The organism is Corynebacterium sp. (genome assembly GCF_052107835.1).
In the GTDB taxonomy this organism is placed as follows: Bacteria; Actinomycetota; Actinomycetes; order Mycobacteriales; family Mycobacteriaceae; genus Corynebacterium.
Genome location: NZ_JBQEDF010000019.1, coordinates 13,111 through 36,977 on the forward strand (window position 1 = coordinate 13,111; position 23,867 = coordinate 36,977).

21 protein-coding genes and 1 pseudogene are annotated in these 23,867 nt (G+C 68.8%); 2 read left to right on the forward strand and 20 right to left on the reverse strand.

Annotated features, from left to right (window positions below):
- Nucleotides 1-69: 69 nt before the first annotated feature.
- The 4 genes from ACTIL2_RS06755 to ACTIL2_RS06770 are packed head-to-tail and all read right to left on the reverse strand — an operon-like array spanning nucleotide 70 to nucleotide 3,952.
- The gene (locus tag ACTIL2_RS06755) at nucleotides 70-1,860 is read right to left on the reverse strand and encodes a cytochrome c biogenesis protein ResB (protein ID WP_442336689.1); all 1,791 of its coding nucleotides are present in this window, start codon (nucleotides 1,858-1,860) and stop codon (nucleotides 70-72) included.
- A gap of 38 nt (nucleotides 1,861-1,898) precedes the next feature.
- Nucleotides 1,899-2,687, reverse strand: coding sequence for a cytochrome c biogenesis CcdA family protein (locus ACTIL2_RS06760; RefSeq protein WP_442336690.1), 789 nt, complete (start codon nucleotides 2,685-2,687; stop codon nucleotides 1,899-1,901).
- On the reverse strand, nucleotides 2,684-3,325 hold the full coding sequence (locus tag ACTIL2_RS06765) for a TlpA family protein disulfide reductase (RefSeq protein ID WP_442336691.1): 642 nt from the start codon (nucleotides 3,323-3,325) through the stop codon (nucleotides 2,684-2,686). Before ACTIL2_RS06765 ends, ACTIL2_RS06760 begins: the two co-directional genes overlap by 4 nt.
- A gap of 3 nt (nucleotides 3,326-3,328) precedes the next feature.
- Nucleotides 3,329-3,952, reverse strand: a complete 624-nt coding sequence (locus ACTIL2_RS06770; RefSeq protein ID WP_442336692.1) for a histidine phosphatase family protein — start codon at nucleotides 3,950-3,952, stop codon at nucleotides 3,329-3,331.
- 105 nt (nucleotides 3,953-4,057) lie between these two features.
- Between ACTIL2_RS06770 and ACTIL2_RS06775 the strand changes: the two genes are divergently transcribed.
- The gene (locus ACTIL2_RS06775; RefSeq protein WP_442336693.1) at nucleotides 4,058-5,119 is read left to right on the forward strand and encodes an iron-siderophore ABC transporter substrate-binding protein; all 1,062 of its coding nucleotides are present in this window, start codon (nucleotides 4,058-4,060) and stop codon (nucleotides 5,117-5,119) included.
- Between the two features lie 18 nt (nucleotides 5,120-5,137).
- Here the strand turns inward: ACTIL2_RS06775 and hemL are convergent.
- The 14 genes and pseudogenes from hemL to ACTIL2_RS06845 form a co-directional block, all read right to left on the reverse strand.
- Nucleotides 5,138-6,488: pseudogene (gene hemL, locus ACTIL2_RS06780) on the reverse strand (glutamate-1-semialdehyde 2,1-aminomutase).
- Complete coding sequence (locus tag ACTIL2_RS06785; protein ID WP_442336694.1) at nucleotides 6,433-9,198, reverse strand: heavy metal translocating P-type ATPase; 2,766 nt, start codon at nucleotides 9,196-9,198, stop codon at nucleotides 6,433-6,435. The pseudogene hemL and the gene ACTIL2_RS06785 overlap by 56 nt, the downstream one beginning before the upstream one ends.
- Before the next feature lie 3 nt (nucleotides 9,199-9,201).
- Entirely contained in the window at nucleotides 9,202-9,702 is a 501-nt protein-coding gene (locus ACTIL2_RS06790) for a hypothetical protein (RefSeq protein WP_442336695.1), read from the reverse strand.
- A gap of 2 nt (nucleotides 9,703-9,704) precedes the next feature.
- Nucleotides 9,705-10,529: a hypothetical protein gene (locus tag ACTIL2_RS06795; protein ID WP_442336696.1), complete on the reverse strand. Its 825-nt coding sequence runs from the start codon at nucleotides 10,527-10,529 to the stop codon at nucleotides 9,705-9,707.
- Nucleotides 10,530-10,577: 48 nt separating this feature from the next.
- Nucleotides 10,578-11,597: a porphobilinogen synthase gene (hemB, locus tag ACTIL2_RS06800; RefSeq protein ID WP_442336697.1), complete on the reverse strand. Its 1,020-nt coding sequence runs from the start codon at nucleotides 11,595-11,597 to the stop codon at nucleotides 10,578-10,580.
- Nucleotides 11,598-11,625: 28 nt separating this feature from the next.
- Nucleotides 11,626-13,482 carry a uroporphyrinogen-III synthase gene (locus tag ACTIL2_RS06805; RefSeq protein ID WP_442336698.1) on the reverse strand — a complete coding sequence of 619 codons (1,857 nt, stop codon included), beginning with the start codon at nucleotides 13,480-13,482 and terminating at the stop codon, nucleotides 11,626-11,628.
- Nucleotides 13,483-13,544: 62 nt separating this feature from the next.
- Nucleotides 13,545-14,519 carry a hydroxymethylbilane synthase gene (hemC, locus tag ACTIL2_RS06810; protein ID WP_442336699.1) on the reverse strand — a complete coding sequence of 325 codons (975 nt, stop codon included), beginning with the start codon at nucleotides 14,517-14,519 and terminating at the stop codon, nucleotides 13,545-13,547.
- Complete coding sequence (locus ACTIL2_RS06815; RefSeq protein WP_442336700.1) at nucleotides 14,516-15,997, reverse strand: glutamyl-tRNA reductase; 1,482 nt, start codon at nucleotides 15,995-15,997, stop codon at nucleotides 14,516-14,518. The genes hemC and ACTIL2_RS06815 overlap by 4 nt, the downstream gene beginning before the upstream one ends.
- A gap of 139 nt (nucleotides 15,998-16,136) precedes the next feature.
- A complete protein-coding gene (locus ACTIL2_RS06820) occupies nucleotides 16,137-16,379 on the reverse strand; it encodes a glutaredoxin family protein (RefSeq protein ID WP_442336701.1) in 243 nt (80 codons plus the stop codon).
- Nucleotides 16,380-16,526: 147 nt separating this feature from the next.
- Nucleotides 16,527-16,628, reverse strand: a complete 102-nt coding sequence (locus tag ACTIL2_RS06825) for a 30S ribosomal protein bS22 (protein WP_003855542.1) — start codon at nucleotides 16,626-16,628, stop codon at nucleotides 16,527-16,529.
- A gap of 226 nt (nucleotides 16,629-16,854) precedes the next feature.
- Nucleotides 16,855-17,055 carry a helix-turn-helix domain-containing protein gene (locus ACTIL2_RS06830; protein ID WP_442336702.1) on the reverse strand — a complete coding sequence of 67 codons (201 nt, stop codon included), beginning with the start codon at nucleotides 17,053-17,055 and terminating at the stop codon, nucleotides 16,855-16,857.
- Nucleotides 17,056-17,303: 248 nt separating this feature from the next.
- The gene (gene proC, locus ACTIL2_RS06835) at nucleotides 17,304-18,131 is read right to left on the reverse strand and encodes a pyrroline-5-carboxylate reductase (RefSeq protein WP_442336703.1); all 828 of its coding nucleotides are present in this window, start codon (nucleotides 18,129-18,131) and stop codon (nucleotides 17,304-17,306) included.
- Between the two features lie 109 nt (nucleotides 18,132-18,240).
- Nucleotides 18,241-19,257, reverse strand: coding sequence for a hypothetical protein (locus tag ACTIL2_RS06840; protein WP_442336704.1), 1,017 nt, complete (start codon nucleotides 19,255-19,257; stop codon nucleotides 18,241-18,243).
- Between the two features lie 173 nt (nucleotides 19,258-19,430).
- On the reverse strand, nucleotides 19,431-20,402 hold the full coding sequence (locus tag ACTIL2_RS06845) for a Ppx/GppA phosphatase family protein (RefSeq protein ID WP_442336705.1): 972 nt from the start codon (nucleotides 20,400-20,402) through the stop codon (nucleotides 19,431-19,433).
- A gap of 33 nt (nucleotides 20,403-20,435) precedes the next feature.
- On the opposite strand from ACTIL2_RS06845, the gene ACTIL2_RS06850 reads away from it, so the two are divergent.
- Nucleotides 20,436-21,419 (forward strand): hypothetical protein, encoded by a 984-nt coding sequence (locus ACTIL2_RS06850; protein ID WP_442336706.1) that lies wholly within the window; start codon nucleotides 20,436-20,438, stop codon nucleotides 21,417-21,419.
- Nucleotides 21,420-21,756: 337 nt separating this feature from the next.
- Here the strand turns inward: ACTIL2_RS06850 and ACTIL2_RS06855 are convergent, their stop codons facing one another.
- Both ACTIL2_RS06855 and ACTIL2_RS06860 read right to left on the reverse strand, forming a co-directional pair.
- Entirely contained in the window at nucleotides 21,757-22,461 is a 705-nt protein-coding gene (locus ACTIL2_RS06855) for a response regulator transcription factor (RefSeq protein WP_442336707.1), read from the reverse strand.
- 180 nt (nucleotides 22,462-22,641) lie between these two features.
- Nucleotides 22,642-23,844: a sensor histidine kinase gene (locus tag ACTIL2_RS06860; protein ID WP_442336722.1), complete on the reverse strand. Its 1,203-nt coding sequence runs from the start codon at nucleotides 23,842-23,844 to the stop codon at nucleotides 22,642-22,644.
- Between the last annotated feature and the right edge of the window lie 23 nt (nucleotides 23,845-23,867).

A 23,867-nucleotide genomic window follows, 5' to 3' on the forward strand; every position in this document is an offset into this window, starting at 1 on the left:
AACCTTCTGACCTGCGGGTATCACATCGTGGGAAAATAGAAGGTGTGAAAGTCACCGCCACACTCCGGATCAGGAGTGCTTTCCGTCACTCCCGGACCCGTCGGAGTCATCCGGGTCCCCGGACGTGTCGGACGCCCCGTCGTCGGACGGCTCCTCCGACTCCTCCGGATCCTCCGCCAACTCCCCGTTGGCGACCTCGCGGTGGAGCTCGCGGGCGAGCTCGTCCTCCCAGTCCTCCCACTCACCGTCGGACTGCTCGATGTCCTCGTCGAGCTCCTCGTCCTCCAGGTGCAGCAGTTCCTCGGCCACCCGGTTGAACTCACGGCCCCAGCCGGCGGAATCGGTCCGGGCCAGCCCGGCGATCTGCAGAGTGGTCGTACCGTTGTCGTTGTCCGTGACGCGCACCCAGAACCGACGGCGCTTGATGGTCAGTGAACCGACCAGGGTGATCAGCATCGTCACGGCGAAACCGAGGACCCAGCCCGTCGTGGGATCGCGGCTGACCTGAAGATTAACGAACTCCTCGGCACCGTCGAACGTGATCTCCGTGCCGTCGTCGAGGGTGACGGCCTCGCCCTGCATCAGGTTCACCCGGTCGAGCTTCTGCAGCGCACCACTGTGCATCTGCTGGGAGTCCAGGGAGAATATGTCCTGGCCGGTACCGGCGTCCAGGCCGGTGTCCCCGCGGTAGATGTCGATCGCCACCGCCGGATCGTTCATCGCCGGGAAGGACGACTGCAGCAGGGCGTCGTTCTCACCGGAGAACTCGGCGGTCGGGGCGAACAGCCCCTGGATCGCCAGCTGGTTCTGCCGGCGGTCGTAGAGGTCCGGGTACATGCCGGCGGGCGGATCCATCTTGACCGCGCCGGAGGACAGGAAGTACGTCAGGTCATCGGGGCGGAACTGAATGGTCTCGGTGCGTTCCTCACCGTTGGGCCACTTCACGGAGAAGGTCGGCGCGTAGCCGTGACCCTGCAGGTAGACCAGGTCGCCGTCCACGTTCAGCGGGTGGTTGACCCGCAGCTGGGTGTGGTCCCAGTCCTCGAGCGGCTTCGTGGCGTCCTGCCCCTCGGCGAAGTCGACGTCGGAGGCGAAGCTGGTCGCCTGCCCGGACTGTTCGTACTCCGCCTCGAAGTTGTTCACGTTCAGGCAGAACGGGGTCAGCGTGGTGCCGTCGAAGGTCGGTCCGGAGCGCAAGGAGTCGTAGTTGGCCACCGCGGTGTTGCAGAACTGCGAACTCGGCGAATCCGTGCCGGCGACCACAATGACCTGCCCTTCGTAGTACAGCAGCCGGCCCATCAGGATGGTCACCAGGATCCCCACCAGCGACAGGTGGAACACCAGGTTGGATGCCTCACGCAGGTAGCCGCGCTCGGCGGAGTAGGACCACTTCCCCGCCTTATCGTCGGACGCCTCGGTCGCCCCGCCCTTCCACTTGCGGAAGCGGCGCGCGACCTGCTTCTCCACCTCGTCGGAGGACGCGTCCACGGTGCCCTCGACGAAGTTCGGCATCCGGTTGAGCTTGCGCGGTGCTGCCGGCGGCCGGACGCGCAGGGCCTTGTAGTGGGCCCAGGTGCGCGGCAGGATGCAGCCGATCAGCGACAGGAACAGCAGGACGTAGATCGCGGCGAACCACGGGGAACTGAAGACGTCGAAGAGCCCGAGGGTGTCGTAGATTTCGCCGATCCGCCCGTTGTTCTCGATGAACTCGTTGACGTTGCCCTCGTTCAACGAACGCTGCGGGAGCAGTGCCCCGGGGACGGCGCCGAGTGCCAGGAGGAAGAGGAGGACCAATGCCGTCCGCATCCTGGTCAGCCACTGCCAGGCCTTCTTCGGCAGGTGCAGGAGCCAGCGGATCATGGAAACCTTTCGGTGAACGAAGTCGGGATCAGTCGGGATCAGATGGGCAGGGTCGTGTCGGAGACCAGGAACTGGCGCACCCAGTCGACGAACAGCGCCCACTGGCCGGAGACCAGCAGGATGCCGACGACGATCATCAGGGCGCCGCCGATGAGCTGGATCGTCCGGGAGTGTCTGCGCAGCCAGCCCACGCCCCGCAGGGCCTTCGCCGATCCGAGGGCAACCAGGATGAACGGTAGACCCAGGCCGAGGCAGTAGGCAACAATCAGCACCACGCCGCGGACGGCGGTCATACCCTCGGTGCCCGCGGACACGGAGATGATCGCGGCGAGGGTGGGCCCCAGGCAGGGCGTCCAACCCAGGGCGAACACACCGCCGAGCAACGGGGCGCCGGCGATGGTCGACCACCGCTTCGGGGCCATGCGGGTGTCATTCTGCAGGGGACGGATGAACCCCATGAACACGATGCCCATCAGGATCGTGATCACGCCGCCGACGCGCATCAGCGTCTCCTGGTTGATCGTCAGCACCCGGATGGCGCCGAACACCGTGGCGGTGGCCAGCACGAAGACCACGGTGAAACCGGCGACGAACAGCAGTGCCGCACCGCCGACCCTGGCCCTCTTCGCGGTGACGACCGCGCCTTCCCTGCTGTACTCGGTGTCCGCGCCGACGACGCCGGCGAGGTAGGAGACGTAGCCGGGCAGCAGCGGGATCACGCACGGGGACGCGAAGGACACCAGTCCCGCCACGGCGGCGGCGAGCAGGCCGAGGAACAGCGGGCCGGTTGCGGCGGCATCCGCGAACGCACCTCCGATATCACTCATGACTCAGCCGGGTCCTCGTCCAGCAGCGGTTCCACGGCGGACCACAGGTCGTCGTCGGTGATCTCGCGCAGGAAGATCTTCGCCGGACGGTGCTGCTTGTCCAGCACGATGGTGGTCGGGATGACCGACGCCGGCAGGCCGCCCAGCGACAGCGCCGTCATGAACGGCGGATCGTAGATGGAGGGGTAGGTCACGTTGTTGTCCGTCTTGAAGTCGCGGGCCTTGTCCGCCACGGAATCGCGGACGTTGATGCCGAGCAGTGTGCCACCCTTCCCGGCGTCCTCGATCTGCTCCTGGACACGCTGCAGGTCATCGGTTTCGCTGCGGCACGGCCCGCACCACTGCCCCCAGGTGTTCAGGACGACGACCTGGTCCTCGTAGTCGCTGAGTGAGATGGTGGTGCCCGGCTCCATCAGGGAGTCGCCCTCGATGTCGGCGACGGGTTCACGGTCGGCCTCGTCGTAGGTGATCTCGGTCTGCCCGCCGGGCGACACGAACTCGAAGGAACCGCCCTGGGCGACGGCGTCGGTGCCTGCGGTGTTCTCCTCACTGCAGGAGACGAGGCCGAGTGCCACCGCGACCGTGGCGACCACCGCCGTAGCGGTGCGTCCGACCTGCTTCTTCACATCACTCACCATTGCTCAGATCTCCTGTGCGGGCTCCGAGTAGACCATGTCGACGAGGTTGGCGTCCTCCCCCTCTGTACCACCCTCGAATACGAGCGAGGTCACGGAGGCCAGCTCGCAGCGGCGCGCGGCCGGATTGTGGTGCAGCGCCAGGCCCTGGACGTCCCGCTGGACACAGACGATCGGCAGCTGGTGCGTCACGCACACCGCTTCCCCGCCCTGGGCCCCGCGGCGCGCCCGGTCAACGGCCTGCCACATGCGGTCGAGGATCTTCGCGTAGGGCTCGCCCCAGCTGGGCTCCGCCGGGTTCTTCAGCATCGGCCAGAGCTTCGGGTTCCACAGGGCCGAGCGGGCACCCTTGATGTGCAGCCCCTGCAGGTCATTGCCCGCTTCGAGCAGGTCCTCGTCAACCCCCGGTGTCACGCCGAGTTCCCCGGCGAGGGGCGCGACGGTCTCCCTCGCCCGCTCCAGCGGGGAGGAGACGAGGTAGGAGATGTCGTGGTCGGCCAGATCCCGGGCGACGGCTGCAGCCATCTGCCGTCCGCGGACGCTGAGGTGCCAGTCCGGGAGCCGACCGTAGAGGATACGGTCGGGGTTGTGGACCTCCCCGTGACGGACGAGGTGGACGATCGTTGTCATGGGTAAAGACCCTACCTCCCGCAGTGCTGAGGTCATAAGTGTATGACGCGGGTCACCCACCCTGGTGAACGCCGTACACCTTGACAGTGATGGTAGCCTTCCCTCATGAAAATCAACCGAAGCGCCCGCCCCGGACTGCGGCGCGCCCTGGCGGTACTCGCCGCATCCTGCCTTGTTGCCGGGCCCCTGGCCGCCTGTTCCTCCGACGACGACGGGAGCGGCGGCGACGGTGACTTCGAGACAGTGACGATCGACCACGCGCTCGGGGAGGCGGAGATCACCGAACAGCCCGAACGGGTCGTGACCCTGGGCCAGGGATCCACCGAAACCGCTGTCGCCCTGGGGGTGACCCCGGTCGGCACCGAAAGCTACGACTGGGGCGCGGACGACTCCGGCCAGCTCCCCTGGGTGCGCGAGGCCATCGAGGACGACGGCTACGAGGGCGACCCCGACCTGCCCGAACTGATCACCGGCGGCGAGGACGTCGACCCCGAGGAGATCGCCGCCCTCGACCCCGACCTGGTGCTGGCACCCTGGTCGGGCATCACCCAGCAGCAGTACGACCAGATCAGCGACATCGCCCCCACCGTGGCCTACCCCGAGCAGCCGTGGACGATCGAATGGCAGGACCAGATCACCACCATCGCCACCGCACTCGGCCAGGAGGATCGCGGACCCGAACTCATCGAGGACATCGAGGACCGGTTCGCCACCGTGCGCGAGGACCACCCGGAGTTCGCCGAGCACGACTTCGCCTTCATCTACAACAACGGCGGCCCGGACCAGAACCTCGGCGTCTTCCTGCCGGACGAGCAGCGCGCCGCGGTGGTCAGGGACCTGGGGTTCCAGGTCGCGCCCTTCGTCGAGGAGATGCGGGAGCACGAGGTCGAGGGCACCGACTCCGCCCAGTTCAGCATGGAGGAGGCCAGCAGGCTCAGCGACGTGGACCTGATCTTCACCTTCTACGCCGATGAGGCGAACCGCGAGGACATGCACGACGACCGGGTATACGGCTCCATCGACGCCATCGAGCAGGGCGCGGAAGTCGCCCCGACGGACAACAGCTTCGTGACCGCGTCCTCCATGATCAACCCGCTGACCGTGCCGTGGTCACTGGAGCGCTACCTGCCGATGATCCAGGACGCCCTGGACAACGTCGACGAGTAGCCGACCACGCTGAGGTGGTCAGGCGGCCGAGGCGGCCGCAGCAGCCTTCGCCGCCGGGACCAACGCCGCCTCGATCCGGGCGAAGTCGTCGTCGGTCAGTGCGGTGGACACGAACCAGGTCTCGAAGACGCTCGGCGGCGGGAACACGCCGCCCTCCAGCAGAGCGTGGAAGAACGGGGCGTAGCGGAAGGTGTCCGCGGCCTGCATATCGGCGAAGTTGCGGCCCCGGCCCTCGGCGAACCTGACGGACAGCATGGAACTCGCCCGCTGTATATGGTGCGCCACACCCTCGCGGGACAAAGCGGCGCTGACCAGTGAACCCAGCCGGTCCGCATTGGCCTCCAGGGTGGCGTAGGCCGCTTCGTCCGCCAACCGCAGCGACGCCAGGCCGGACGCCGTGGCCACCGGGTTCCCCGACAGCGTGCCCGCCTGGTAGACGGGGCCGGACGGGGCGAGCATGTCCATGATCTCCGCACGGCCGCCAAAGGCCGCGGCCGGCATCCCACCGGAGACGACCTTGCCGAACGTGGTCAGGTCGCCGGCCACACCGTCCACGCCGAACCAGCCGGACTTCGAGGTACGGAAACCGGTCATGACCTCGTCGAGGATCAGCAGCGCACCATGGTCGTGGGCGATCTCCCTCAGCGCTTCGTTGAAGCCCCCGTCCGGGTGGACGGTGCCCATGTTGCCCGCGCTGGCTTCAGCGATGACCGCGGCGATCTGCCCGTCGTTCGCGGCGAAGGCCTCCCGGACGGCGTCCAGGTCGTTGTAGTCCACCACGATGGTCTCCGCGGCGGCGGACGCGGTGATGCCCGGGGAGTCCGGCAGTCCCAGCGTCGCCACACCGGAACCCGCAGCGACGAGCAGGGAGTCCACGTGGCCGTGGTAGCACCCGTTGAACTTCAGGATCCTGTCGCGGCCGGTGTACCCGCGGGCCAGGCGCACCGCCGACATCGTCGCCTCGGTGCCGGAGTTGACCAGGCGCACCTTCTCCACACTGGTGCGGTCGATGATCTCCTGGGCCAGCTCGGTCTCGGCGAGCGTCGGCGCACCGAAGGACAGTCCCTTCGCCGCCGCCTGCTGCACCGCGTCGACCACCACCGGGTGGGCGTTGCCGTGCAGCATCGGGCCCCAGGAGCAGACCAGGTCAACGTAGTCGTTGCCGTCGATGTCGGTGAGCCGGGAACCGGCGGCCGAGGCGATGAACGGCGCCGTCCCCCCGACGGACCCGAACGCCCGCACCGGCGAGTTCACCCCTCCCGGGGTCACCTTCTCCGCTGACTCCATCGCTGCCGCGCTGCTCGTCCAGTCGTTCATCCACCGCTCCTCTTACGCATGTTCTTTCGTGCACCTCTACCCGCCCCAGCATAACGGGGCCGGGGACGGTCATGGCTGATGCGGGCCGACCTCCACTCGATCACCAGCGACGACGCCAGCATCAGTGCGGTGCCCAGCAACGGGTTCAGCACCCCGGCCACGGCCAGGACCAGTGCGGCGATGTTGTAGCCCCAGGCCAGCCACAGGTTCCAGTTCACTGTGCCACGCACCCGGCGCGCCAGCCCCAGCGACTCGGGGATCGCGGAGATGTCCTCGCGGACCAGGACCACATCACCGGCCGCCTGGGTGAAACCACCGCCGCCGCGGTCGATCCGGTCCGCCGCCCCCATCAGGACGCCGACGTCGGCGACCTCGAGGCAGTCGAGGACGTCCTGGTCACCGACCATGGCCACGGTCGCCCCGTGGGCGTGGACACTGCGGACCGTCGCGGCCTTGCGGGTCGGGTCGATCCCGGCCAGCACCGTCGACACCCCGATCGAGTCCGCCATCCGCCGGGCGACAGGGTAGGTGTCGCGGGAGATCATGAACGTCTCCACCCCCAGTTCCTCCAGTGCGTCGATGGCCGTCGAGGCGTCCCGCTTCACCGTGTCGGCCACCGAGATCACACCCCGGGCCTGGCCCTTCCAGCTCACCACCAGTGGCGTCCCGCCGCTGAGCGCACCGTTGGACAGGGCCGGGTCGGAGAGTTCCGAGAGGTCACGGGGCCTCCACAGGCTGGCCTGGACCTGCCGCAGAGCGCCGTCCCCGCCAGGGATGTCGACGGCGGCGGTGAATACGCCCCGCTCGGTGACCTCGACGGGGCCGGCCTCGATCCAGTGCGGCACGTCCTCGCCACCGGCCCCGGCGTCGCGTGATTCGCGGTCGGCGCGGACGATCGCCCGGGAGACCCCGTGGTCGCTGCCGAGGCTCAGTGCCCCGGCGACGCGCAGGACGAGTTCCGGGTTCACCGCGTCCGTCCCCTTGGGCACGGTGATGCCGACGACGTTCATCTGACCGGTGGTCAGCGTCCCGGCACGGTTGAAGATGATGGCGTCGATCGCGGCGAGGCGGTGGATGGTGTCCGCGTTGCGCAGCAGGGTGCCGCCCGCCGCCGCCCGGGCCAGGCCTATCCGCAGTGCCAGGGTGGTGGACACGGCCAGGGCGACCGGGGCGACCGCGACGAGAACGGTCAGTGCCGTGGCGACGGCGGCGGCGACGTTGTCCCCGATGACGAGCCATCCCAGCGCGGCGACGACGGCGATGACCACCGCCCACGGGACCAGCAGCGACGCCGTCCGGGTGGCCAGCTGGTCGAGCCGGTTCTCGTCGCGTTCCGCGGCCGCGATCCAGCGGCGGACCCCGGCGATGCGGGTGCGCGAACCGGTGCGGTTGACCCTCACCTTCAGCGGGTCGCCCACCGGCTCAACGGACGTTGCGGAGGAGGTTGAACCGTCGCCCATGTGCCGGGACCCCGCGTAGACGCGCGAACCGACCGATACCCCGACCAGGCCGGGTGTGCCGGACATCCCGGAGGGTTCGGACGCCCCCGCCGCGCCACCGAAGGGCCCGGTGTCCAGGACGGCGCGTCCGCCGACGACCTCACCGTCGGACGGGATGACCGCCCCGGCGGGGACGAGGACGTCATCACCCACACGGATCTCCGCCGGGGCGATGGAGAACTTCGCCGGACGGCCGTTCCGCCCTTTGCGGACCACGGTGACCCTGCCGCCGTCCCCGGTGTCCGGCGACACCAGGTTGAGTGCGAGCAGCGACCTCAGCCGGGACCGCCGGGACGCCAGGCGTCCCAGCAGGAGCAGGATTGTGCAGCCGCACGCGACGTCGAGGAACAGGGCCTCGCCCCGGTAGCCCCAGGCGGTCAGGATGCTGCCCGCGCGCCACCCGGGCTCCCCCGGCGGCCCCGCGGTGAGCACCACCACCGAGTACAGGAAGGCCAGCAGGATCGCGGCGGACGAGGCGGCGTCGAGTGCGGGCAGTCCCCGCCGCAGCCCGCCGAGCATCGCCCGGTGGAACGGCCACGCGCACCACGTGACGACCGGGACGGTGAGCGCCAGGCAGATCCACTGCCAGTAGTCGAACTGCCACGATCCGACGAGTTGCAGCGCCACCACGGGGAGCCCCAGGAGCATGGCGACGATCAGCCGGGAGCCGGTGATCAGTTCACGGGCGGTGTGCAGCACCTCGGTGCCGTCCTGTCCGCCGGACAGCCACGCGCCCCGGCGGGTGCGTCCGGACGTGGCGCCACGGCGGTCCTCACCGCTGCGGTACCGCTCCTGTCTGCGGGCACGGTTCTCCGAGATGTGGCGTCGGCCGGGCGCCTCCAGCCGCTCCGAGCGTCGGCGCAGGGACGCGGAGGTCAGCCAGGAATCGACGCCGAGATCGTGCAGCACCCGGCGCAGGACATCCGGCTGCAGGGACTCCGGGGCGGTCACCCACGCCATACCTGTGGAGTAGACGACCCTGGCCTGCACGCCGGGCAGCGCGTTGAGCGCCTCCTCAATCTCCCCGGCGCGTACCGCGGAGCCGAGTCCGTCCAGGTGGAAGGTGAAGGACGTCAACCGGGTGCCGGTGCGGCCCCGGCGGCGTGAACCGGCGGAATCCCCGGAACCGTCCTGCCCCTCCCCGTCTTCCCGGTCCTCGAGGCCTGCGGCACGGGCCGCCTCCCGCGCCTCGTTGATCGCCCGCGCCACCGCGTCCGACGCCGCTGTTTCCTCGGTCCTGTCAGTGGGGTCCCCGGAGCGCATGGGTCACGCCTCCAACTCTCCGGGGGTGCCGCCGAAGAAGGTGCGGCCCGCGGGCCGGTACATGGCCAGGGCGGCGCACGCCATCGCCAGTGCCAGCAACGGCTGCTCGAGTCCGCCGAGACTGAACACCCAGCCGACCAGGGTGAATCCCATGGTGACGGACACGGCGATCATCAGCCAGCGGCGACGGCGGCCGTCACCGCGCAGCAGCGCGGGGAGCAGCAGAGCCATGGCGACGGCACCGACGATCTGCACCGTGCCGACCCATTTCAGGTTCGTGGACACGGTGTTGATGTGCGCCATCTGGTCGGCGTCGTCGACGACGGGCCGGTCGGCCGTCCACATCATCACCCCGCTGGCCAGCAGGCCGATCCCGGCGACGAGGAGGAGGACGAAGGCGATCTTCACCGACCCCGGGATGCCGTCCCCCGGCCGCCAGTAGTTGATCCGGCGGTTCTCGTCACCCGGGTCGGAGTTGTGGGAGACCGGGAACATGCTGGGCATGATCAGCGTCCCCTGCCCTGGTCGTCCTGCCTGCGTTCTTCCTTCTCCCGCTCGCGGGCGCGCTTCCGCTCCGCCTTCTCCTCTTTCTTCTTCGCCCGCTCCTTGTCCAGCTCCTCGTTGCGCTTGGCGACCTTCTCGGTGTAGGCCTCCACCTCCGCCTTGTCCGGGAGACCGAACCAGTCGGCGTTGTCCGGGCGGGTCACCAGCCACAGACCGACAACGGCAATCACGCCGGAGATGATCGTCCCCGCCCCGATCGCCAGGACGAGCACGGTGGCGCCGGCGTCCGGGGGCGAGGAGAAGACCTGCAGCAGCGCCATCAGCGCCAGGTAGACCGAGCCGATCATCAGGAACATCCGGGAGCGGACCGCACCGCGGGCCACACGGCTCGTCAGGTAGGTGCACACCGCCACCGCGGCGAGCATGAACAGCAGGTTCGTGATCGCCGTCCCGGTGACCAGGGTGTCCTCGGTGATCCCGTCGGCCAGGGACATGTTGTCCATCTGGTCACGGACCTGACTGGTCAGGGCGCGGCGGTCCTGCAGCGTCATGATGAGCTGCAGCACCGCGGTCACGGCCTGGATCGCGGCAACGATGTACCAGGCGCGCACGCCGTCCCGGACGTTCTCCGGGGCGTCCTTCGAGTCCGGGGCGAGGCCGCCGGAACGTCCGACCTTCGGCGGGACCGGGAAGTCCTCCGGCGGACGCGAACTCCGGCGGTTGGCGCGGCGGTTCTCCCTGCGCCGTTCACTGCGGCTGGGCCGGTGCTGACCGGGCCCGCCACGGTGCTCCGGCGGTTTCTGCGGAGGGGTGTTCTGCTGTGTCATATCCCGGTCGAGTCTAGCGGTACTCGGTGGTGGTTGCTTCAGGCAGGCTCAGCCGCGGAGCAGCTTGGCTGCTTCAGTGGCCCAGTAGGTCAGGATCACGTCCGCCCCGGCCCGCCGGATGCCGGTCAGCGAATCCAGGATCGCGGGTTCGCGGTCGATCCACCCCTTCTCCGCCGCCGCGGAGATCATCGAGTACTCCCCCGAGACCTGGTAGGCGGCGACCGGGACGGAGGAGAAGTCGGCGACCTGCCGCAGCACGTCCAGGTAGGGCATGGCGGGCTTCACCATGACCATGTCCGCCCCCTCCTCGATGTCGAGCTCGACCTCCAGCAGGGACTCCCGGGCGTTGCGGGGGTCCTGCTGGTAGGTCTTCCGGTCACCCTGCAGGGTCGAACCGACGGCCTCGCGGAAGGGGCCGTAGAAGGCGCCGGCGTACTTCGCGGAGTAGGCCAGGATGGTGACGTCCTGGAATCCGGCGTCGTCGAGGGCCTGCCGGATAACCCGGATCTGGCCGTCCATCATCCCGGACGGGCTGACCACGTGCGCCCCGGCCTCGGCCTGGCTCACGGCCATCCGCGCGTAGAGCGGCAGGGTCGCGTCATTGTCGACGACGGTGTGGCCGAAGCGGTCCTCGGTCAACACACCGCAGTGCCCGTGGTCGGTGAACTCGTCGAGGCAGGTGTCCGCCATGACGATGAGGTCGTCGCCGAACTCCCGGCGCAGCGCGTTGACGCCCGTGTTGAGGATCCCGTCGGACGCCCACGCCTGCGAACCGGTGGCGTCCTTCGACTCATCGGTGGGCACCCCGAACAGGTCAACCGAGCCGACCCCCGCCTTGAGCGCCTCTTCGGCGGTCTTCAGGAGGGACGTTTCGGTGTGCTGCTGGACGCCGGGCATGGCCGTGATGTCATTGGGGGCGTCGATGCCGTCCCGGATGAACATCGGCAGGACGAACTGCGCGGGCTCCAGATGGGTCTCCGCCACGAAGTCCCGCATCGTCTGCGAGGTGCGCAGACGCCGTGGACGGCGGAACGGGGTTGTGATGTCGGGATTCACGGGGTCACTCATGGCCCCGATGCTACTCGGCCGCGTACCCCTACTGCCCCGTGGTGGAACGCCGGCGCCGACGGCGCTTGCGCGGCGGCGGCAGCTGGCCGGCCGCACGCAGTTCAGCGACGTGGTGCGCCAGGGCATCCACCAGCTCGGGGACACCGGCCACCTCGGGCATGACGTCCACCCGCAGGCCGTGCTCCCGGGCGGTCTGGGCCGCCATCGGACCGATGCAGGCGATGATCGTGCGGGTGTGCGGCTTCCCGGCGATACCCACCAGGTTCTTCACCGTCGACGAGGAGGTGAAGCACACCGCGTCGAAGCCGCCGGACTTGATCATGTCGCGGACCTCCTGGCTGGGAGGGGCGGCGCGCACCGTGCGGTAGGCGACGACGTCCTCCACCGACCAGCCGAGGTCGATGAGACCGTCGACCAGGGTGTCGGTGGCGATGTCGGCACGCGGCAGCAGCACGCGGTCCACCGGGTCCAGGTCGGGGTCGAAGGGCGGGAAGACGTCCACCAGACCCGAGGCGTTGCGGGCGTTCGACGCGGGCAGCAGCTCGGGGGCGATACCGAGGTCACGGACGGCCTGGGCCGTCTTCTGACCCACGGCGGCGACACGGACCCCGGCCAGCGCCCGGGCGTCCAGCCCGAACTCGGCGAGTTTCTCCCACGTGGCCTTCACCGCGTTGACGGAGGTGAAGACGATCCAGTGGTAGCGCCCGTCGACGAGCCCCTTGACGGCGCGTTCCATCTGCGCGGGGCTGCGCGGCGGTTCGACGGAGATCGTCGGCACCTCGATCGGGATGGCCCCGTGGGACGCCAGCCTGGCGCTCATCGGCCCGGCCTGGCTCTTCGCCCTGGGCACCAGCACGGTCCAGCCGTACAGCGCACGGTTCTCCCACCAGGAGTACTTGCTGCGGCTGCTTGCCGCCGTACCGATAGTGACCACCAGCTCCTCGGGCATGTCGCCCTCCTTCGCCACCGGCCCGGAGGCGGCGACGACGGACTTCAGGGTGTCGAGGGTGACGTCGTAGGAGCGCTGGCGTCGGGTGGTGGCGTGGGTCGTCGCTGTGACCGGGGTGGAACCGGGGACGTTGCGGCGCTTGAGCTCGCCGGTGATCGCCGGCAGGTCGGACGGCGACGCGGTGAGGATCAGCGGCTTGGGTGCCGCGGCGATGCCGTCCCAGTCCACCTCGGTCTTGTCGGCCGTCAGGTCCACGGCGGTGTAGCCCTCGCCGGTGGCGATACCGGTGTAGGCGGGTAGCGCGGACGCCCCGGTCATGCCGGGGACGACCTCGAACTCGACACCGAGGGCGGTGACCTCCTGCAGCTCCATGAGCACCGCGGGGTTCGACACGGGGTTGCCCGCGACGAGGCGGACCACGTTACGGCCGTGGCGCACCCGCTCGACCATGGAGTGGGCGAGTTCGCTGGCGGGGACGGGGCGTCCGGAGACCTCCGGGGCGTGACCGCCCGCGAGGTCCCCGTTGTGGTACGCCTGGGCGTCCGCGGAGGCCTCGGCCTCCGCGGCGGCCAGCTCGGAGGCCGCCTCGGCGGTGTAGGGGGCGGCGAGCACGATCTCGGCGGCGGTGACCTGGTCGGGCCGGCGCGGACGGCGCCGTGCACCGGCGGCCTTCGCCGACTCGAGCTCGGCCTCCCACTCCTTCTCCGCGGCGGCGAGCTTCTCCTCCGGGACGGGCAGGCCCTCGGCGATGATGCCGCGCACGGCCGTGGTGACGTTCGGGTCGACCCACGCTTCGGCGGTGTTCGCCAGGATCTCGCGGGCGCGGACGGTCAGCAGTTCCGGGTTTCCGGGGCCTGCGCCAACGAAAAGGACGCGCCCCCGGCCGGTCAGCGGACCGGTCGAAGCACCCGTCTGGGGGATTCCGGCAGTGGTCATCGAGGTGACTTTCTCAGGTAGGTCAGGAATTGAAGGGGGCGGATCAGGCGTGTGGAGCACAGTCAACGGGCGCCGACAATGTCGGAGATGATCTCCGCGGCACCACCGTCGAGGAGCTCACGGCCCACCCCGAGGCCGAGCTCGTGTGCGCGGTGTTTCCAGTCACCGTCTCCCGGTGCGTCGCTGGCGGGGATGTCGATGTCCACGACCTTCTCCCGGAGCAGCTGGCGGGACCCGTCGAGGGCGAAGACGCCCCCACGCAGGGTGAGGCGCCCGTCCCGGTACTCGGACCACGCCCCCACCGGCGCCGTGCACCCAGCCTGCAGTTGGGCGAGGACGGCGCGTTCAGCGACGGCCCCGGCGTGGGAGACCGGATCGTCGAGTGCGCGGACCGCGGAGACGGCGTCCGCATCGTCCGCCCGGACCTCGACGCACAGCGCACCCTGGGCGGGTGCGGGCAGGATGTCGTCGACCGACACCGTCTCGGAGGCCCGGTCGAGTTCCCCGACACGGTCCAGTCCGGCACGGGCGAGGACCACGGCGGCGAGGTCGTCCGGACCGTCGCCGACGCGGCCCATACGGGTGTCGATGTTGCCGCGCAACGGCCGGAGTTCCAGGTCGGGACGCAGGGAACGGATCTGGGACACCCGTCGTGGGGCACCGGTGCCGACCTTCGCGTTCGCCGGGAGCTCCCGCAGGCTGAGGTCGTTGAGACTCACCAGCACCTCACGGGGGTCCACCCGGGGCGGGACGACGGAGATGAAACGGTCGTCGACGGCGGTCGGGAGGTCCTTGAAGGAGTGGACGGCCACATCGCATTCACCGTCGGCGAGGGCATTGCGCAGGGTCTCGGTGAACACGCCGACACCGATCCTGTTGACCGGGGTCTGCGCCTTCTGGGAGGCGTCCCCGGGGGTGTGGACGAAATGCAGCTCAGCGTCGATCTGCCCCGCGGACCGGAGCTGGTCGCGGACCGTCCCGGCCTGGGTGCGTGCCAGATTACTGGCCCTCGTTCCCACGAGGAGGGTGCGGGTCACGAGGCCTCCCCGTCACGGACATCGTCCTCGGTCCCGGTGGCGTCGGTGATCTCGGTGACCTCGATGGACTCCGGGGTGGACAGGACGTTGCCGATGCGGGCCTTGCCCGCGTCCCCCGGCTCGATGGACTGCGACACCGACGCCGAGGAACCCGACGGGAGGTTGAACAGGGTGGCCAGGGCCTCGGCGTAGTTGACCGCCCCGTCCTGCGAACTCAGCTTCTTCACCTGCACCGTCGGGGTGTGCAGGAGCTTGTCGACCACGCGGCGCACCGTCCGGGCGACCTCCGCACGGTCGTCGTCGGAGATGCCGGGGGTGCGGCGGATGAGCTGGCCCAGTTCGTCGTCGACGACGTCGGCGGCCCTGCGGCGCAGTGCCTTCACGGTGGGGACGACGGATTGGACACGGACCTGCTCGAGGTACTCGGCGAGTTCCGTGGCGATGATGGCGCGGGCCGAGGATTCGTCCCGGGTGCCGTCGCCGGCGAGTGCCGTGAGCTCCTCGATGTTCAGCAGCCGGACCTCGGCGCCCTGGCCACGGGCTGCCCCCTCCGACGTGACGGAGTCGTCGATGTCCCGGGGCATGGACAGGTCGACCAGCACCATGCGCCGCGGATTCGCGGCGAGGGTGCCTGCCAGGTCGTCGGCCCCGAGGACTGTGCCGACCGCGCCGGTGGCCGAGACGACGACATCGGCCCCACCCGCACCGTCCAGTGCGGTGCGCAGGTCCGTCAACGTCGCGGCGGAGGCGTCCACCCCGGCCTCGCGGGCGTGCTCGGCGAGACTGTCCGCGCGTCCCAGCGTCCGGTTGACCACGGTGACGTGCTCCACGCCGACCCTGCCCAGGTAGGTCGAGGCCAGCGACGCCATGGCCCCGGCGCCGATGACCACGGCGGAACGTCCCCTCATGTCGGACGCACCGAGTTCGGCGAGCGCATTGTCCAGCGCGAAACTGACCATCGAGGAACCGGCCTCGTCCACGTCGGTCTCCGTGTGGACACGCTTACCCGTGCGCAGTGCACGCTGGGTCAGCTCGTGCAGCGTGGCTCCGACGGTGCCGTTGTCCGAGGCGGAGGTGTACGAGTGTCGCAACTGTCCGATGACCTGCTGCTCTCCGACGACCATGGAGTCCAGGCCGGCGGCGACGGTCAGCATGTGCTCGGCCGCGGCGTCGGCGTAGCGGACGTAGAGGTAGGGCTCGAGCTCCGCCGAGGGCATCCCCGCATGGGCGGCGATGGTCTCCACGACGTGGTCGAGGGCCGGGTGGAAAGCGGTGGTGGCCGCATAGAACTCCATGCGGTTGCAGGTCGAGAGGATGAGCGCCTCGGTCACGCACTCCCCGTCGAGCAGATCGCGTTCCAGGAGGTTGAGCTCCTCCGGTGACACGGACGCCTTCTCCAGAACCGGCACAGGTGCCGAACGGAAAGACAGCCCGACCAGGAGGACGGCTGCCGGTCCGTTGATCCCCAGTCCTGCCATGGGCGCACAGCCTCCCGAGTCATCGTCAAGTGTTTCCGGGTGTCTACGGTATCCCTTCAGACCCCCCAATAACAAAAGCGCCGGAGGCGGTTGGTATAGGGAACGGCCCCGGATCCGGCCGTTGGGTCGGTGGGTTCACCTATCTGCGCAGGGCATCGACCAGTTCATCGTCGTCGATCTCCCAGCAGGCGATTTCCTCGTCATCGACCAGGACAACCGGCACCCGGTCACCGAACTCGATGGCCAGCGCCCCTGACGAATCGACGTCCACGACCTCCAGGCCGGCACCGTGCCCGTCGCAGATCGGCGTGATCTGGCGGCGGACCCGGTCACAGGAGCCGCAGGTGCTGCGGACCATCAGGGTCACTGAGTGGGGCGTCATGCCGACCACTCTAGTGGCCGCAGGGACGGACATAAGAAAACGTGGTCCCCGGCCACGTGAAGTGACCGGGGACCACGCCGCCGGGCCCGGGGTGCGCCCCGGGGATGAACCGACCGTGAACCCCACGGAGGGGACCGCCGGAAGGCTCTACTTACCGAGCTTCCGCCGCTGGACGCGGGTACGGCGAAGCATCTTGCGGTGCTTCTTCTTCGACATGCGCTTGCGACGCTTCTTGATGACAGAACCCATAGGTCCTCCCTCGTGGTTGGTCTTCATTTACGGATCTTGCTGCCGGTCGGTTCCCACCAGGCACCTGCTGGTTCCTTGGGCGGACGGCAACGGCAACTGTGATCACCGATCGGGACCGAACCGACACGAATGGTGGACAGTCTAACGTCCCGCTCACTCAAGCAGCAAAAGACCCCTCCCCCACACCGGTTCTCGGCCGGTGCGCAGGAGGGGTCCGGGGACCTGACTAGCCAGCCTGGCCCGCCTCGTAGATCGAGGCACCCAGGTACTCCTCCACCGCCTGCTCATGCACGCGGAAGGAGCGTCCGACACGCACCGCCGGAAGTTCACCGGAGTGAACCAGGCGGTACACGGTCATCTTGGACACCCGCATAAGCTCGGCGACCTCAGCGACCGTCAGGAACGTTCCACTGTCATTGCTTGCCATAATTTCCATCCTTACGACGCACGCACGCGCTGCAGGCTTCCCCTCCTGCAGAACTTCGACACGTCGGGCGCTGGGGCCATACTACCGTTAATCCTGTGAATAATGCGACAGGTAGGACAAAAGAGAACTGTTGACACCGTTTGACACTGTTGTGACTTGGGGGACTCCAGTGACATCGACGATCTAAATCACCCCCGGACGGGGGCGTTCTGCCGACGGTAACGGCGGGAAGGACCGGGGAGCGTCCCTCAGGAATCGGACGGGCGTCCCAGCTCCACCGAGCGGTCCACACACGCCTGCATCGCACGGAAGAACGCGGTCCGCAGACCGTTCTCCTCCAGGGCACGCGTCGCCGCAGCGGTCGTTCCGCCGGGACTGGTGACGTTCCCGCGGAGATCCACCGGGTTCTTGTCGCCCTCGGCCATCATCGTGGCCGCACCCTCGATGGTGGCCACAGCGAGCTGCTGGGCCACGTCGCGGGTGAGTCCGAGCTGCACACCGGCATCGGTCATCGCCTCACCGACGAGGAAGATGTAGGCCGGTCCGGACCCGGACACGGCCGTGACCGCGTCGATGTCCTTCTCCGCCACCGCAACGGTCGAACCGACGGTGGAGAAGAGGCCACGGACGGCCTCGACCTGTTCCGCGGAGGTGAACCGTCCACCGGCGATCGCACTCATGCCCTTGCCGACGAGCATCGGCGTGTTCGGCATGACACGGACCACCGGGGTTCCGGCAGCCACGGCGGATTCCATGGATGGCAGGCTCACACCCGCCGCGACGGACACGAGGACGGTGTCGGTGTCATTGCTGTCCAACGTGCCGGCGATCTCCTCGAGCACCGGGCCCACGATGTACGGCTTCACGGCGATGACGACGAAGTCGGCCTCCGTGGCCGCCTCGGACGCACTGTCCGCGGAGATGATGCCGTACTGCTCGCGCAGGACATCCAGCCGATCCTTGCTCGGGTCGAACACGACGACATCCGGGGCCTCCCCCTTGTCCCCTGATCCGACGAGCCCCGAGATCAGGGCCTCGCCGATATTTCCACCACCGATAAATGAGATACGAGTCATGCTCACCAGCGTGCCAGGCAACCCGCCCCATTGCCACCGGCCGTGGTCAGCACCATGGGCCGCCCCCGTACGGCACCGATCCGGTGTGCGCCACCGGCGCCGCGGCCGGTCAGATCGACATGACGAGCCGGGGCCCCAGGGTGATCGCGAGCCCGACGATGAACGCCAGGACGAGCACCAGTGTGTCCCGGTGCCGCAGCAGGGCGTGGACGATGCCCACGCAGACGAGGGTGACGACCACGGCCATGGCCAGAACCAGGCCGGCGGCGAGCTTGTCCCACAGCAGGGTGAAGCCGAAGAAGATCAGGACGCCGACCGCCAGGGCGATCACGGACTGGCCGATCAGGGCCGGCCACGAGATCGCGTCATCCTCGTACTCGACGATCTCGTCATCGGCGCCGGCGCCCTCAGCGCTGGCGTCCTCGTCGCTGTCGTCGGTGCCGGTGGCGTCCTCGTCGTCCGTCGCCTGCCCGTCATCGGTCAGCTCCGAGCGGGTCCCCTCGGCGTCGGCGCCCTCGGCGTCGGCGCCCTCGGCGTCGGCGCCCTCGACGGCGTCGTCCGGCGCGTCAACGGGCTCTGCCTCCGGCGACTCCGGTGCGTCCGCGAAGGACGCTGCCCCGGCCACGCCGGCAGTGGCACCGGCACCGGCAGCACCGATGGAGGCCTTCGGGATCAGCGTGGTCTCGGCGTCCCCGACATCGACACCGGACTCCTGCCCGGTGTCGGTGCCGTCGGCATCGGCCAGGTCGGCATCGGCCACAGCACCGTCGGCGTCGGTGGTGTCCCCGCTGCCGTCGAGCCCGTGGGTCCCGTGGTGTTCCTGCTCCACCACCGGTTCCTCCGGCGCGGATTCAACCTCGGCACGGTCCGCCGGTACCGCGTCCTGAGACCCCTCGGCCCCGGTGGCCGCAACGTCCGCAGTGTCCTCAATGCCGGTGCCGTCCTCAACGCCCCCGTCCTCCGCGAGATGCTCATCACGGACGACCGGGATGGAACCGGTGAGCTCCGACACGGAGACTCCACCGTCCTCAATGTTGCGTCGACGCCGGGGACGGTCCGCGTTCCTCCGCGAACCCTCCTTGGCGTTGCGGGCCAGCAGCTCCGCAACAGTCAGCTTCTCACTCATCCGTCGTTCCCATCATCGGTTACCGCCTGCCGGGCAGGACGGCAGACACATCACACCGCTGCGGTCACCGTACTCTTCCACGGCAACCCTGGTTCATGCCTCAATTATCAGTCGACAGTTTACAGTTATCACGCATTCGGCCCACATCGTAGGACCCTACGCCGACCACCACGTTAATCTCCCTGATCGAAATCAACGTCCACATCCACGTCGGCGGCCGCGTCCTCCGCGTCCGCGCGGCGCAGAATCACGCCCTCACGCAGCGCCCAGGGGCACAGCTGGAGCTGCTCGATGCCCAGGTGGCGCATCGTGGCCTCGGCCACGAGTGCACCGGCGACGACCTGGTGGGACCGGTCCGCCGACACGCCCTCGAGCTCCGCACGGTCGGCGGCGGTCATCCTGGAGATGAACGACGTCAACTGCCGGACGCCGGGGCGTGTCAGCACGCGACGGACACGCGGACCCGCCGAGGACGGCGCCGCGCCCGTCAACCGGGCGAGCATCCGGAACGTCTTCGACGTGCCGACCGCGAGATCGACCGGACCAGCCTCCTTCAGCGTCCTCACCGGCTCCTCGAGGGTGGCGTCGATGTGCTCGGCCAGCGCCTTGATCTCCTTGCGCTTCGGCGGGTCCGTCTCGAACCACTCGTGGGTGAGCCGGCCGGCGCCCAGGTTCACCGACAGTGCCACGTCGGGCAATTCGTTGACCCCCACGGACATCTCCAGCGAGCCGCCGCCGATGTCGAGGTCGCAGATGCGTCCCGCCGACCAGCCGAACCAGCGCCGCACCGCGAGGAAGGTCAGCTCGGCCTCGGCCGTGCCCGAGAGGATGCGTAACCGGACCCCGGTCTCCGCCTCCACCTGGGCCAGCACGATCTCCGAGTTCGCCGCCGAACGCAGTGCCGACGTAGCAAAGGGCAACATCTCGTCGCAATGGAACTGATCGGCCATTTCAGCGGCCAGGCCGACCCCCTTGATCAGCTTCTTCACCCCCTTGGGCGTGATGGACCCGTCGTCGTCGAGGTACTCCACCAGACGCATGGGCGTCTTCCAGTTGCTCATCGGGGTCGGCGGACCGCCCGGAGCCATGTCCACCACCACGAGGTGGACTGTGTTGCTTCCCACATCCAAGACACCTAATCGCACGACCACCAGCCTATCCGGTCTACGGTGGATACCGTGACTCATTCCGTTCTTTCCCCGTCCTCCGTGACCGGCCCCGGTGCCGTCAGCGGCTACCCGGAGGGCACCCCGGCCGATCTCGCTGTCCGGGAGGGACGCGAGGTCGCGGCCGACCACGCCCGTGAATTCCTCGAGTTCACCGACCCCGCCGACTCCGGCCACATCGTCTCCGTCGACCTCACCTGGATGCTGTCGACCTACCGCTGCCGCTTCGGCACGGACGCCTGCCACGGCATCGACGCGTCCAACCCGGACGTGGGGTGCTGCGTGCACGGCGCCTTCCTCGCCGACGAGGACGACCGGGGCGCACTCGCCGAGATCGTCCCCCACCTCACCGATGAGGACTGGCAGTTCCGTTCACTGGTCATGGGCGGGGACACGGGGGAGGCTGCGGATGCGGTGAACGGCCGGGAGGACTCCCCCGAGGGCGAGCCGTGGCTGGTCTGGGACGAACTCGACGGAGACGACGGCTCCGGTCCGGAACCGGCCCTGAAGACCAGGGTCCACAACGGCGCCTGCGTTTTCGCCAACCGTTCCTCGCATTCCGGCGGAGCAGGGTGCGCCCTCCACGGGTGGGCATTGCGCAACGACGTCCCGCTGACAGTCGCAAAGCCCGAGGTGTGCTGGCAGCTGCCGTTGCGCCGGGAGGAGGAGTGGGAGACCCGTCCGGACGGCGTGGACATGCTGCACACCACCGTCACCGAGTACACCCGACGCGGCTGGGGCGAAGGCGGCGAGGACTTCGACTGGTACTGCACCTCCGACCCGGGGTGCCACGGTGACGGTGCTGGGGACGGTTCCGCAGCCGAGTCCCTGTGGTCCACCCATGCCGATGAGCTGCGGGAACTGATCGGTCCTGAGGCCTACGACGTCGTCGCCGAGCACTGCCGGCAACGCGAGAACCTGGCGAAGGTCGCACCGTCCGGCTTCCCGCTGCTGGCGATCCACCCGGCGACCGCCGCGGCGTCGCGGGCTTCCTAGGAACGTGGGGGATTCGTCCACGTTCGGATGTCACGGCTGCAGGACAGCACAACTGCAGTTAGCCGCAGGTGCGTGTCTGCGTGGCTACGGGGCTACGTGGCTACGGGGTCCGGGAGTCTCAAGCGGCAAAACCGCACCGTTTTCGGCACATCGACTTAAGCCGAAGACGCCAAAGCGGTGCGGTGCGGGTGTTGCCGATTGCGTTCTCCTCCACACCCCAGTGTCTCTCCGGTGGTAGGCGGGGCTCCTGCAGTCCAGGGGCAGGGCCCTTCCCACCCAGCGCGGCAGCGCACCCCCTGAAGCGGGCGGCCACGGGGAACGAATTGAAGACCCCCTCCTAGCCCTCGAACTTGTAGCCCAGCCCCCGCACCGTCACCAGGATCTTCGGTGCGGACGGATCCACCTCCACCTTCGAGCGCAGGCGCTTGATGTGCACGTCCAGCGTCTTCGTGTCGCCGACGTAGTCGATCCCCCAGACCCGGTCGATCAACTGTCCGCGGGTCAGCACCCGCCCCTCGTTCCGCATCAGGTACTCCAGCAGGTCGAACTCCTTGAGCGGCAGTGAGACCTTCGTCCCGTCGACTGACACGGTGTGGCGCTCCACGTCCATCACCACCCGCCGGCTGCGCAGCACCAGGCTGTCGTCGCCCTCCCCCTCGTCCTCGGGCTCGCCGCCGCGGCGCAGGACGGCCCGGATCCGGGCGATCAGCTCGCGGGCGGAGTACGGCTTGGTCACGTAGTCGTCGGCGCCGATCTCCAGACCCACGACCTTGTCGATCTCGCTGTCGCGGGCGGTGACCATGATCACCGGCACGCTGGAGACGGTGCGCAGCTGTTTGCAGACCTCGGTGCCGGACATGCCCGGAAGCATCACGTCCAACAGGACGAGGTCGATGCCGTGGGCGTCGAACAGTTCCAGCGCCCTGGGTCCGTCGGCGGCGGTGTAGACCCCGAAGCCCTCCTTCTCCAGGAGAAATGCGAGCGGTTCCGCAAGTGATTCCTCATCCTCGACGATGAGCACGGTCTGGCGGTCAGTGGTCACGTTCGGTTCTGTCCTCACACGTCGGGTTGCGGCCATGTGACGGCCGTGTTTGCAGCAGACGGCATCATTGTAAACTCCCGGCGACGGTACCGGGGAGCCGTTGATCCCGGCTGGCGCAGTGTTCGCCAAGTGTTTGCCTGGAGTTTGCCTGGCATGCGTCCGACCAAAGCCCTGCCCATGTCAGTCCTGCCCCGGAAGCAACTCGGCGGAGGTGAAACGTTCCTGGTCCGGGACATTCTCGTCGGAGATCTCCTGGTCCTTCAGCACGGGGAACTCCAGCGAGAACGTGGAACCGGTACCGGTGCGCGACCACAGCGAGACATTCCCCCCGTGGTTGATGACGGTGTGCTTGACGACGGCCAGGCCCAGGCCGGTGCCGCCGGTCGCCCGGGAGCGTGCCTTGTCCACGCGGAAGAATCGCTCGAAGACGCGTTTCTGGTCATCCGGGGAAATGCCGATGCCCCGGTCCGTCACCCTGATCACCACAGACTCACCGCGGACCGCCCGGCTCACGGTGACCGGGGTGTCCTCCGGGGAGTAGTTGATCGCGTTGTTGATCAGGTTGGTCACCGCGGTGACCAGCAGTGATTCATCCCCCATCAGCCACGCGTTGCAGGGCCCGTCGGTGTGCAGGTCGAGCCCCTCGACTTCGGCGGCCATCCGCGAGCGCCCCACCGCCTTGTCGATGACGGCGTCCACGCTGACCGGACGGGAATCGGGCAGTGATTCGGCCCCCTGCAGTTTCGACAGGCCGATGAGCTCGGAGATCATCGTGGAAATCCGCTGCGTCTCGGTCTGCAGCTTGCCGCCGAAGTACTCGACGGTCTCGGGATCGTCCGAGCCCTCCATCAACGTTTCCACCAGCAGCGATATGGCGCCTACGGGGGTCTTGAGCTCGTGGGAGACATTGGCGACGAAGTCACGGCGGGCGGACTCCATGCGCACGTTCTCGGAATTGTCCCAGGAGAAGACGACGGCGAACCTGTCGTCGGCGGTGGTGAGCCTCTTCACCGACACTGCGACGGAGAACAGCGGCCCCACCACCGAGGGCCCGGGTCGGAAAACACCGTCCCGGGCCTCGCCGTCGTCGAAGACGCGCTGGGCGATCCGCCACACCTCGGGTGCGAGCTGACGGCCGTCCACGACACCGAGGTCACCGCAGCTCCGGTTGGCGAGGACCAGGTCCTCACGGCGGTCGACCACCGCGATCCCCAGGGGTGCGGACTCCACGGCGAAGTGCATGACCTGTGCGACCGTCGACACCCGGTTCTGCTGGGTCTCCCGGCGCACACGTTCATCGATCCGGCGTTCGGCACGCCGACGGATCGCGAAGATGACACCGGTGACAACGGCCCCCACAATCAGGCCGGCAAGGATCCCCAGCGCAAGAAGCGCCGTCCCCGAAA